The sequence below is a fragment of the uncultured Gimesia sp. genome (assembly GCF_963972345.1).
Taxonomy (GTDB): domain Bacteria; phylum Planctomycetota; class Planctomycetia; order Planctomycetales; family Planctomycetaceae; genus Gimesia.
Window position 1 is genome coordinate 1 of the sequence record NZ_CAXAVM010000195.1, and the last position, 12,765, is coordinate 12,765.

Below are 12,765 nucleotides of genomic sequence, written 5' to 3' on the forward strand. Positions count from 1 at the left end.
CAGCTCGTAAGCCCCATTCTTATCTGTCGTGCGCCTATACATGATTGTTGGTTGCGCGCTGAAAGTACGGGCTCCAGGCGAGGGTCGCTGATTCTCCTTGAGTTTGACTGAGCCATGACCACGCAGGAAGATGTAGATCTGTTGCCCTGCCACCGGTTTCTGCTGTGGCCCCATCGTCACGCGACCATGGAGCCGCGTGGCGGGAACGAACTGGAAATCCAGGTCGGTGACCGGATGATGCGGCAAGACCGCGAAGCAGGTGTGTGGTACGGAAGCCTGAGTCTGGTCCCCTGCGACCACCAGGTAAACCATGTACGGCCAGGCTTTGATGGTATAGCGTCCGTTGGCGTCCGTTGTGACAGTTTCACGAAAAGAATCGATCTGATACCCGACTCCGGCTGCGGTAACCGTAATCCCTTTGGCAGGAGATCCGTTGGAAAGACGAACCTGCCCTGAGATCGGGACCAGTTGTTCGAGTTCCATGGTCAACACACCATTGTCAGTCGCAGGGTTGTAAGTCGCTCTAGTTTTCGAATAGTCGTCCATGCGAGGCCAGACGACAAATTGCTGTTTCTGCCAGTGGGGAATCCATTTGAAAACCGCGATCCCCTCAGTATCGGTTGTCTGTTCTAACAGATCACTGCCATAGAACAGGGAACTCAGATTGAACTCTCCGGGCTCCCCCGGTTTAGTCAGGTACCAGGGATAAACCTTGATGCCCGCCAGTGCCTGGCCTTCCGGCGACTGGACTTTGACCTTGAGTGGCGTCGCACCATCGAGTTTGAGCCGAACCGGATGATCGGGCAACGCGGGCGGTTTTGTGAGTTGATCGACGTGCTGTCCCCGCTCCAGTGTAAAAGCGCGGTAGTCGGCACCATGACCGTCGCTGAACGCACCGACGAATTTGATCTCGACATCGTGCGGCACCTGAAAAACAATCTTACCTTGTTCATCCGTGGTCCCGATTCCCCAGGCATGATTGAGATCCATGATGCCTGCAGAGGCGGCTGCGATCGGCTTGTCGTTTTGATCCACCACTTCCAGTTCGACCAACTGCGGTGGTTGCACTTGCAGCTTGATTTTCTGCAGTGAGGCATCAGCTGTGAGATTCTCCCAGGGAAGTAGTTGCTGTGCCATCAGCGACTCGGCCGTGACTACCTTCAGAGTTTGACCACTTAAGCGTGACGCTTTGGCCGTCAATGCGAACGTTCCCTGACGGTCCGTATGTGTGGCAATCCGATCCCGGCCGAGTTGGTAATAATCGACGTAGACCTTCGCATCCGCCACTGGCTGGTCCTGTTCATCGACGACAGTGCCCTGCATGGTCAGCTGTTGTTCGTCTGCCGGATCGGCCGCGCGAAGTGAAACACAAGGTAGCAATGCTGCCAGCAGGAAGAGACAGCCGATCGATTGGGAATATTTCATGAGAGCCGGGCTTTCTGTGAAGAACGTCGTGCATCAACAATGAGTTGCGGGGAGACTATACAGGCTCGCTCCGACTCGCCATTAACCATATCAGTCCTGTTTCTGTTTTAAGGCTTCGACCAGTTCGTTAACGTCCATGGGTGTCAGACGAATGGCTGTTTGTTTCAGCATACCGCGGACGTGTTCGCGACCGGCGTGACTGCCGGGAAAGCCGACGTTATTCCCTTCGTCTTTGTCATTGTTACTGGTGACGAGGACACGGCCGTCAGAGTCCAGAATCGCCCACCAGGGGATGCCACCCGGGGCACTATCGCGCAATTTGTCCATGATCTTGCGAGTGCCGGTCCAGCGGTGATCGAGCTTGATCCAGATGTAATCACGTTCCCAAAGTTTGCGTTCCTGGTCCAGGAAGAGGGAAAGTCGTCGGCAGGGACCACACCAGGTCGCGGTCTCCTGGACGATCACACGTTTGTTCTGTTCCTTTGCCTGTTTGAGAGCAGCATCCAGCATTTCGCGGGCGTCGAGGACGGGGTACTGGTTGTCCTTAAGGAATTTAAACAGTTTGTCTTTGCTGACTTTGCCGTCGGTGGACAGATCGGCGAAGTTGATTTCTGACTCATGTTCTCCTTTTACATCCAAAATGAATATGCCCGGCGCTGGAGGATCGGAATCGAGGCCCAGATTTCTTTCGATCTCCCTGGCTTTTTCAGACAGGGGCTCACCGCTTTCAGCATCGCAGGCTAACAGTTGGAAGGATGACATCAGAGCGCGGATGTCCTCGTCTTTATATCGCAGAGTCATGAATTGCCGTATGACATCGGACGTGCGATCGCCGTACAGGATCAGCAGATACTGGCTTGAGAGGCGCGCTATTTTTTCAGCGCGTGCGGAATGCTCTTCTGGCGTACCCTTAATTTTATAGGCAGCGGCAATACGGTCTTCAATCGTGGGTGGCGTGTAGGGCTCTCGAGGGCGCGGGGCTTCGACCCGGCCCAGATTCACAGGCTGGCTGGACCTGGGAGTGAAGGTTTCGATATTGCGCGAACTCACCCGACCCGACTCATCTTTTGGTCGATTGACCAGATCGATGGCGTACTGCTGTCCCACAACCAGATGGGGAAGACTAAAGTGCCCCGTCTGATCTGAGAATGTAGTTCCACCAAATTTGAGGCCGAATGCGGAATTCTTGTGATCACTCCAATGCACTTTCACTCCGTATTTGATTTCACGCTGTTGTGCGGGTTTATCGGTGGCAGCATCTATCAATTGTCCCCGGGCAGATCCCACTGGCTGAAGCGGAATCCTGACCGTTTTATCATCGGGACCGATCTCAACTATGCCGGCCTGTTTCTGATCCTGGCTGCGTGCATAGAGCACGGTGCGATGCCGTTTGCGTTCGACTTTGAATCTGCCAGCCTGGTCTGTCTGGCACCGCATGTCGCCGCCAGCCCTGCTTGCTCGATAGACTCCAGTGATTTCCGCATCCGAGATCGATTGAGGCGGATCGCCGGTTACCACGGTACCTGACAGGATGCCTTTCTCCGGTCGATCGGGGAGAAAGTTGAATTCGCGTTCGCGTTCCCCATGGACTTCAAATTCTCGGGTGTCGCTCTGTGTGGGGCCGCGGATATCGAATCTGCCATCGCCGACAAACAGTTCATATTTCCCATTTTCGTCTGTCTTTGTGCTATGCACCGTGAGGGGTCTGACCCAGTTGATCCTGATTGACAGGTCGCCATCCGCCCGCTTTCCCAGCTTCTCATTGATGCTTTTACCATATTGATAGATCTCGATCCGCTGGCCTTTGACTGGTTCATGCTGTGAGCCCACTGCCACTCGTCCGAAGATGCGGGTGGCAGGACGGAGCTTGAAATCCAGATTCTGAATCGGCATTCCTGGTTTGAGAACAAAACCGGTGTGGGGAGTGGAGCTCCACTTTCTGTTGTTGACCACGATGAGGTAGACCCGACCGGGAGCGGCCTTGATGGTATAACGGCCCGACTCATCAGTCAGTGATGTTGCGCGAAACGAGTCCACCTGTTCTTTTGCACCTGCAGCGGAGATGGAAATTCTGCTGGCGGGCGAACCATCGGGAAGTGTCACCTTCCCTGAGAGGGGAACCAGTTTCTCCAGAATCATTTTCAGAGTACCGTCCCCCGTCTGGGGATCATAGATTCCCTGTAGATCTACATGATCCTGATCCTGGGGCCAGAAGGTGATCCCTGTTTTTTGCCAGTGAGGAATCCAGGCAAAGTCCACTGTCCCGGTTTCATCGGTTGTCTGTCGCACGAGTCGAGCAAGGTACGACAGATTCAGCCTCTGCGGCTGATCCGCCTTCCTCAGGATCCAGGGATAGACCTTCACAGCGGCAAGCGGAGAGCCATCGCTCTCCTGGATCTGCACTTTGACGGGTCGGGCACCATCGAGAATTAATGGAATCGGATGATCGGGCAGTTCAGGAGGTCTGGCCTTTTTGTCGCCTGCGAAACCGCGGGGCAGGACATACGCTTTATAGTCTGCGCCGAACCCATCCTGCATCGCGAAGACGTATTCAATTTTTATATTCTGCGGCACGTAATAGACGATCTGTCCTTTCTCATTTGTCTTGCGATCGCCCCAGAGTCTGTAGCCGCTCAGGATCCCGGTCTGGGCGTCAGGCACCGGTTCCCCGGTGCCATCAACAACGTGCAGCTCGATACGCTGAACCGCTTCCAGTTGTAGACGGAGTTCGTAACTCTCGTGATCCGGATCGAGATTACGTCGTCGAATGTATGAGCGCGCGTACTTATCTTCCGAATCGGTGAGTGCCTCGATATTTTGCCCGTGCAGATTCAGTTTTGAAGTGCGAAAGGTAAACCGGCCCTGTGCATCAGTTCGGGTTTTGATCACTGCCTGATCCGGGGCTTTCCCTTCGATGGCAACCTTCACGTCAGCAACCGGTTTGTCCTGCTCATCGACGACGGTGCCCTGGATGGTCAGCTGTTGTTCGTCTGCCGATTCGGCTGCGCAGAGTGCATCAGGAGTCAGCAATGCTGCCAGCAGAAAGAGATAACAGATCAATCTGGAATATTTCATGAGAGCCATGCTTTCTGTGAGGAACGTCGTGCTTCGATAATGAGTTGCAGGGAGACTACACAGGCTCATCCCTGCCCGACTCGCCATTAACCATGTCAGTCCTGTTTCTGTTTTAAGGCTTCGACAAGTTCGTTAACGTCCATGGGGGTCAGGCGGATGGCGGTTTTTTCCAGCATGTTGCGAAAGTGGACGCGGCCACTAGAGGAACTGGGGAAACCGATGTTTTCCCCTTCTTCATCGTTGGAAGTAACGAGAACTTTACCGTCCTTGTCTAAAATAGCCCACCACGGAATGCCGCCCTGCGCCCCGCCGCGCATCGTTTTCATGATCTCGTCGGCACCGGTCCAGCGATGGTCCATTTTGATCCAGATGTAATCGCGCTGCCACTGTTCGCGTTCCCGGTCAAGAAACTGGGAGAGCAAGCGACAGGGGCCACACCAGGTCGCCGTTTCCTGGACGATCACCCGTTTGTTCTGTTCTTTTGCCTGCTTGAGGGCGGTATCCAGCAGTTCGCGCGCGTCTTTTGGGGGAATCTGATTGGCCTTGAGGAACTTGATCAATGGCTGTTTATTGACAGAGCCACTCTTAGAGAGCGCCGCGAGGTCAGCATGAGCGCGCTGTTTTCCGGTAGTGTCCAGAACAAACAGATCCAGGGCGCCCTCTTTTGGATTCGAGTCCAGGTTTAACTGTTCCGCCAGTGCCTGGGCAGCCTTGCGTTTGTCTCCGGAACTGTCGATGGCCATGATCAGGAAGGAGGGCAACTCCTTCCGCACGTCGCTGTCCTGATAGCGGAATGCCATCAGTTCCCGCACGGCATCAGATTTCGGATCGCCGAAGAGGATCGTGGGATACTGGACCGTCAGACGGGCGATCTGCTGTGCTTTGGAGAACCGTTCCAGCGGAGTTCCTTTCACGGCAAACGCGGCTGCGATGCGTTCATCGATGGTGGGCGGGACATAAGGCTTAGAAGGGCGCGGGGCTTCCACCTGTCCCAGTTCCACCTGCTGGTTGTTTTCCGGCGTGAATTCCTTGACATTGCGCCAGGAGAGACGACCCGGTTTGCCTTTTTCAGGCCGGTTAACGAGAGAGAGGCCGTACTCCAGACCCACGACCAGATTTTTCAGTTCAAAGTGCCCCGATTTATCGGTAAACGCGGTCCCGCCAAAGCTGGTGCGCCAGGGGGCGTTGTCATCGCCAATGTGCACTTTTACGCCATACCTGAGTTCCCGATTATTGACGGGGGCCTCGGTAACTTCATCGATCAACTGTCCCCGGGCAGAGCCGAAAGGTTGAATGGGAATGGTGACGGTTTTTGTATCGGGACCAATCTCCACGACCCCCGCCATTTTTTTGTCCTTGCTTTCGGCGTAAAGCACCACAGGATGGAGCTGGCGTTCGGCCTTGAATCGTCCGTCTTGACTGGTTGTGGCCCCTAAATCGCCAACGGAAAGCGATTTGCGATAGATGCCTGTAATCTGCGCTTCTGCAACAGGCTGGGGAGGATCTCCCGTGACCACGGAGCCTGTTAAGATTCCTGTCTCTGGTCGATCCGCGTGGAAATCGATTTCCTTTTCAGTTTCATTGGTGATTTCAAATTTTTGTGACGGCGTCTGGGAGGGACCGCGAATTGAATAGGTGCCTGGCCCAAGAAAGAGTTCATAGTTACCCTGCTCGTCTGTCTGAGCTTGAAATACCAATTGCGGTTGTACCCAGCGATTGCTGTGGGTTGGATTCGGCAGTTTGAAATCCTTCTGATTATGTGCATCCTGGCCTCTGATAAAAGCCATGATCCGTTGGTCGGCGACAGGCTCATTTTGTGAACCGACGGTCACACGACCGTGAATGCGTGTTGCAGGCTGAAGTTTGAAATCCAGGTTTTGAATCGGCGTGCCAGGCCAGACGGCAAAGCCGGTGTGGGGCGCAGCGCGCCATTTCTCATTTCCGGCAATCATCAGGTAAACCTGATTGGGTTCCGCGTTGAACAAATAGCGTCCCTGGTCGTCTGTCTGAACTGTTTTATGAAAGGAATCGAACTGATAGCCAGCCCCGTCCGCGGCAACCGGAATTCCTTTAGCGGGTGAACCATCGGGCAGGGTGACTTTGCCGGACACAGGAACGAGTTTTTCGAGTTTCATCGTCAGCCTGCCCTGGTCCTTTTGCGGATCATACATGCTACGCTGATGCTCGTATTCCTGATTACGAGGCCAGATGGTGAGGGCTGTTTTTTGCCAGTGAGGAATCCAGCCAAAGCTGGCTGTTCCCGATTCGTCCGTTTGGGCTTGAACCAGGCTATAGAAGTAAGAAAGATTCAGATCGCGGGGCTCACCTTCTTTTTTGAGATACCAGGGTGCGACATTGAACCCGGTCAGCGGTGAGCCGTCGGCATCTTCGACTTTGACCTTCAGCGGCTGCGTTCCGTCGAGAGTCAGGCGAATGGGATGCTCGGGTACAGCAGGAGGCTTAACCAGTTGATCACCGACCTGCTCGCGTGAGAGTGTAAAGGCTCTAAAGTCTGCACCATGCCCGTCGCTGATTGCGAACACGTATTGAACTTTCACATCGTGAGGCACGTGATAGACGACCTGGCCTTTCTCATTCGTCGTTTCGGTTCCCCAGATACGGTAATCACCCATGATGCCTGTTTTTGCGTTTGCGACTGGTTTGCCTGCGCCGTCAACCGCGTGCAATTCCACGCGCTGCGCAGGCTGTAACTGCAATCGTAATTTATCCAGAGGCAGATCTTCATTCTTGATGACCCAGGGGAGTGGGTGCTGCGCCATTTGCCGTGGTGAATCTTTCACAGCCTGGATCGCCTGATGCCGTGCACTTTGAACTGGTACACGTAATGTGAATCGTCCCACCTGATCGGTTTTGGTTTCGACCCGATTCTGTTCCGGATGCTGCCATTCGACAAACACCTTCACACCTTGCGCCGGTTGGTCCTGCTCATCAACGACGATGCCCTGGAGGGTGATCTGTTCTTTTTGATCTGGCTCATCGGCACGTCCATTTTTTGTAACAGCGAACGTACTCAGTACCAACAGGCTGAAACACAAGTAATCAAAATACTTGCGGGTATATTTCCACTCGCGGACAGACGGATGAATTGATCTGGCTTGTTGCTGGTTCATGGAATCTGCGCTTTCGAGAGAAATGAAGAGTGTTTCTCAGATGACGGACTCCAGGCGTGCCTTGTCCTGGGAGAAATGTTTGCCGAGAGGAATGAGCTGTATCGGGATGTGATTTAAAATACTTCCCGCTGTTCATCTCCAGCACTGTTGATCATATCGAATACAATACAGGGGTTCAATAATTTTCTGGTTCGGAACGGGAATTCGTGCTGCAGTGAGAAAAACCAGCACGGTTTTCTGGAAGAGTTGATCTTACCAAAATGAGGATTTCGATGACTGGTTCTATCGGTTTCCTGCCTGGTTTGCTCAGAGGGAGAGAGCCACGGACGTTTTCCGGTTTAGCGCGGGATTGTCGTGCCTTTATCTCATGCAGAGCGCGAACAGGCGTGGATATGGAGGCAATGTGGTGCAAAACAGGTCGTCTTAACACACTGCAAAGAGGCCCATTCTGGAAAAACGCTCTGAAACCAGGGTTTTTTGTAGTGCTCTTTTTCACAGGGAGAGGGGAAGTGTTCCGTCTTTATTTCACCCCACGCGCGCGACGCATATCACGAAGTTTCGCGAGGGGCGCGGGCGTGTCAAGATAAACAGTCAGAACCGGTGGCGGTCGGTCAGCAGTGAAAGGGGATCAGTGAGAAAGGAGCGGGTGAGCAGAGCGCATAAAAAAACAGAGCCACCCTTTGATCAGAGGTGGCTCTGCCAGATTACCAATCGTTTTTACGAAACGATCTTATCGAGGAGTAGTCGAATTATTTTTCGTAGGAAGCCTGGTTCAGCTTGGAAGGTGCGGGCGGCACAGCGGGTGCTGCTTCTTCCGGCAGTGGTGCGACTTCCGGTTCGGGAGTCACGGGACTACCGGTGGAGTAGTAAACGGGTCCACTGAATTGCTGACCGCCACGACAGTGTTTGCAGCCATGTCCGCGACAGGCGCTGCAGTCACGGGTGTGATACATGCTGGGGTTGGGCGGAGGAGGCAGCATGCCTGCCCGTGGTTGCCAGGTTGGTACCGCCTGGTAATAAAATCCAAGCTGGGTGGTGTCGGTTGGCATATAAACCTGTGGGTAATAAGCCGGCCCGGCAGGTCCGGGTTGTCCCATGTACTGATTGGAGTAATACCGCTGGTATTGCACGGGAGTGCGTTGAATCCTCTGTGCGGAAGGAGGACACCAGCCATGCCCGGGTGAAGTGTGACACTTTCTCAGGAAAGCGATGCCTTCACGCGAGGAATAATTGCGGTAGACGCCATCGCCGTCAAAGCGGTTGGAATATCCGGGGGGGCAGTTGTATTCGTAGCCGCCGCCCCGCACGTGATGACCGATCTGCTGGATCTGACCGTCACTGGCAGTCGTTTTCTCATCTGCGCTGGCGGTCAGAGCAGTGTGAGCCATGACGCCGGTCACTGCGAGAATGGCCAGCATATGCACGTTTAAGATTCTCATATCAATCTTCCTGGACCCGATTGAGGATTTAATGTATTAGATTATTGAACGATGCGAGAGACCGGAGTCAAACGGCTTGAAGGAACGCCCCAACCGTAGTTGTAGGTATGGTGCACGTTGGGAGCGAGGGGAACCGCGATGGGAACACCATAACCCTGAGCACCGTAAAGACGACCATCGCGTCCATCGAAGTAGTAGGGATCGACGGCATAGGTCATGTTGTAGTGTCCAATGGGAGCACAGCCTTTTCCGCCGCATCCGGTAGGAATGAAGTAACCGAACTTGCAACGGAAGAATTCCCGCAGCGAGCCCCGCTTTCCGATCCCGGCTGAAGTCCGGTATCCTTTACCCGCACCGCCGGCCCGACAGTGAGGGCAATCGCCGCCGACAAAGGTACCGCCGTCCGAGTAAGAGTAAACATGCTTTTCTTTACAGTTACATTTATCGTGGATGTAACCTGCCTGTTGAATGGGTGAGGCCTGCTTCTGAGTCAGTTTCAGGCTGCCCGGTTCGCCCGCCTGCAGAGGGGAAGCAGACAGGACTGTCAACATCCCGGCCACTGCCACGAGGCCTGCTAATTGATAAGTGAATTTCTGCATTTTGATATTTCCTGATCGTTTCTCCGGGCACATGACCCAGTGTGATAAACGTGTTCGGGTTGAGACAGTGTGAGCGTGGATTTCCGTTATCTGACCAACGGCGGAATAAATTTAGGGAAGAATCCGAAGTCTGTTTTATATTTCACGTTGACCCGGGTGCCTTCCAGTTTCCACTTTTCGTGAGATCGCATGCCGAAGGGAGTCCAGATCCAGCCACCTTTGACGTTGTAGTAATAAGGACCATACATGGCGTTGTATTCATGGGCATACAACATTTCCTGAGGCGCCAGTGCCTGGTTGGTGATAATGGTCCGTCCCACGTAGTCGGGGATTCCCGGCTTGGGACTGGGATACAGGGGAGCCTGCAGCTGAGGATATCCGGGCAGAACATTCATGCCTTCCATCACGGGCAGCGGCTGAGCGGCTTTGTGATGTTTGTGATCTTTGAAGTGCCCATGAGCATAGCTGATGGGTCGTGCCTGCTGCGCGTTTTCAAAGGGAGCCGGTGTCGAAGTAATGATGTTCGGCTGATTGCTGACCTGCCGGATGTGATACGGACCCGCGCTGCGACGTCCGAGTGTCGGTCGACTGGGAAGAGGAATCTGGCGGCCTCTTACCGGAGCCGCTTCCTCAGTGTGACCCACCTGCTGTACGCGGTTCTGTTTATCAGCGGAACTGCTGAACTTCCGCTTGAACCAGCTGATCGGATTATACTTCGATGAACTCGAAACAGCTTCCTGCCGGACAACCGCATTATTGACTGCACCTGGTTCAGCAGCCTGTAATGCCGGCGCCATCAGTAAAAATGCCGGTAACAGCCCGGTTAGCAGGGTTACCTTCAGACTCGCCTGAGCCATAACAATCCCTCCCTGGATTTTTATTGTGGGGTTTCCACCAATGAGACTAGGTCAGAGGCTCGTCCAACCCCCGTCAGTCAATTATAATGATCAATTGTCTTCAGTCAGAACCAGTCGTGGTTCACAAACAAGGCAAAGCCACTTCACAAAGACCGAGGTGAAAATAGAAATTCTGGGAATTTCACTTTTCAGAGTTCCGGCACTTTTTGTATGTTTCAATCGCCCGACAGCGACCCTCTCAAAAAGAAAGCCACTAGTCCAAATTTCGGCTGGCAGGAATCGTCGGAATGAGTCATTTTGTAACCACAATGACGATTCATCCTATTTTCCCGAATTATTGTCTATTTAACGGGTTACGAGTGGCCTTATCTGTTCAATAATCGTTTTAACAGATACAATCCTCAATGTTTTCACAAACAGCAAAATTGACATATTTTTCTTAAGCTACCAGGTGGTTTGACCCGAATTCTGAATAAGGCTCCCCCTTTCAGAAGCAGGAACACCGTCAGAGGCCGACCGTGTGTCGGGACAATCAACAGAATATTTGGAGAGACTTTTGGCTAAGCGAAAATCGGCCAATAACGGCACGGCAAACAACGGAACACCGAGCACTGAATCAGACCGTATTGAGTATGTGCCCATCAGCGATGTCACACGACGGCGCTATTTGAACTATGCGATGTCCGTGATTACCTCGCGTGCCCTGCCTGATGTGCGGGATGGCTTGAAGCCGGTACAGCGTCGCATTTTGTATGTGATGTATCACGACTTACGGTTGATGGCCAATGCGAAGCCACGTAAGTGCGCGAAGATCTGCGGGGACACGACGGGGAACTATCACCCGCACGGCGATGCGTCCGTTTATGATGCACTGGTCAGACTGGCACAGGATTTCAACCTGAGAAGTCCGTTGATCAATGGGCAGGGTAATTTTGGTTCGATCATGGGTCTGCCCGCGGCGGCAGCCCGTTATACCGAAGCCCGGCTGACAGGGATCGCCGAACATCTGATGAACGAACTGCGTTATCAGACAGTGGATATGCGTCCCAACTATGATGGCACCCGCGACGAACCGGTGGTTCTGCCGGCACGGTTCCCCAACCTGCTGGTGAACGGGGTCCACGGGATCGCAGTGGGGATGGCGACCAATATCCCGCCTCACAACCTGGGAGAAGTCATCAAAGCCTGCGTACATCTGATTCATCACGGCGATGCGACCGTGGCCCAGCTGATGAAATATATCAAAGCTCCCGACTTCCCGATGGGAGGCCGGATCGTCACAGACAAACGGTCTCTCACGACGGTTTATAAAGATGGCCGTGGCCCAGTCAAAGTACGCGGTGAATGGAAGCCTGAAAGCGACTCACGTGCGAAAGGCGCACAACGGCTCGTTGTGTATTCAGTCCCTTATGGCGTGGAAACCGGTTCTCTGCTGTCGGAGATCGGCGGAATCGTGGAGTCCCGGAAGCTGCCTCAGCTGGTGGATGTGGCTGATGAAACCGATGACAAAAATGGCCTGAAAATTGTGCTGGAAATCAAACCGGACGCAGACCCGGAAACGGTAATGGCCTTTTTGTACAAGCACACGAACCTGGAGCAGAACTTCTCGGTCAACATGACCTGCCTGGTACCCGACGAATCGAATGTGCTGGTGCCCCGCCGTTGTGACCTCAAAGAAATGCTGCAGTACTTTCTGGACTTCCGGTTTGTCTCGGTTCGGAAACGTTTTGAATTTCAACTGCAACTGCTGGAACGGCGGATTCACATTCTGAAGGGCTTTGAGATCATCTTCAATGATCTGGATAAAGCCCTCAAACTGATCCGTGCCAGTAACGGCAAACAGGATGCCGCCAAAAAGCTGATGGACAATTTCCCGCTGGATGAAATCCAGACGATGGCGATTCTGGAGCTGCAGCTGTACCGCATCTCCAGGCTGGAAATCAACACGATTCGCGAAGAACTGGAAGAGAAGGAAGCTGAAGCGGAAAAGATTCGCAAGATACTGGCATCGGACAAACGACTCTGGAAGGTCGTGGAAAATGAGCTCAAAGAACTGGCCGACGAATTCCCGGAAAAGCGTCAGACCAGGCTGGGTTCTTCGGAAGAGATTACGGAATTCGATCCGCAGGCCTATATCGTTCGCGAAAACACGAACGTGGTCGTCTCGCGCGAAGGCTGGATCAAACGCGTGGGTCGTCTGAAAACCAAAGAAGGGACTCAGGAGCTGGATAAAACCCGG

7 protein-coding genes are annotated in these 12,765 nt (G+C 53.5%); 1 reads left to right on the forward strand and 6 read right to left on the reverse strand.

Annotated elements, in window-relative coordinates; translation table 11 throughout:
* The 6 genes from AACZ40_RS23640 to AACZ40_RS23665 all read right to left on the reverse strand — a co-directional run.
* Window positions 1–1,425, reverse strand: a 1,425-nt coding sequence (locus AACZ40_RS23640) for a carboxypeptidase-like regulatory domain-containing protein (RefSeq protein ID WP_339676090.1), incomplete at its 3' end; no start/stop codon positions are given.
* Between the two features lie 90 nt (window positions 1,426–1,515).
* Window positions 1,516–4,500, reverse strand: coding sequence for a hypothetical protein (locus AACZ40_RS23645; RefSeq protein WP_291176583.1), 2,985 nt, complete (start codon window positions 4,498–4,500; stop codon window positions 1,516–1,518).
* A gap of 95 nt (window positions 4,501–4,595) precedes the next feature.
* Complete coding sequence (locus AACZ40_RS23650) at window positions 4,596–7,631, reverse strand: hypothetical protein (RefSeq protein WP_291176586.1); 3,036 nt, start codon at window positions 7,629–7,631, stop codon at window positions 4,596–4,598.
* Window positions 7,632–8,380: 749 nt separating this feature from the next.
* The gene (locus AACZ40_RS23655; protein ID WP_291176588.1) at window positions 8,381–9,070 is read right to left on the reverse strand and encodes a hypothetical protein; all 690 of its coding nucleotides are present in this window, start codon (window positions 9,068–9,070) and stop codon (window positions 8,381–8,383) included.
* Between the two features lie 41 nt (window positions 9,071–9,111).
* Window positions 9,112–9,669 carry a hypothetical protein gene (locus AACZ40_RS23660; protein WP_291176591.1) on the reverse strand — a complete coding sequence of 186 codons (558 nt, stop codon included), beginning with the start codon at window positions 9,667–9,669 and terminating at the stop codon, window positions 9,112–9,114.
* A gap of 86 nt (window positions 9,670–9,755) precedes the next feature.
* Window positions 9,756–10,526, reverse strand: coding sequence for a hypothetical protein (locus AACZ40_RS23665; protein ID WP_291176594.1), 771 nt, complete (start codon window positions 10,524–10,526; stop codon window positions 9,756–9,758).
* 556 nt (window positions 10,527–11,082) lie between these two features.
* On the opposite strand from AACZ40_RS23665, the gene AACZ40_RS23670 reads away from it, so the two are divergent.
* Window positions 11,083–12,765 (forward strand): DNA topoisomerase (ATP-hydrolyzing) (locus AACZ40_RS23670; RefSeq protein ID WP_339676093.1); only part of this gene is annotated, 1,683 nt, incomplete at its 3' end.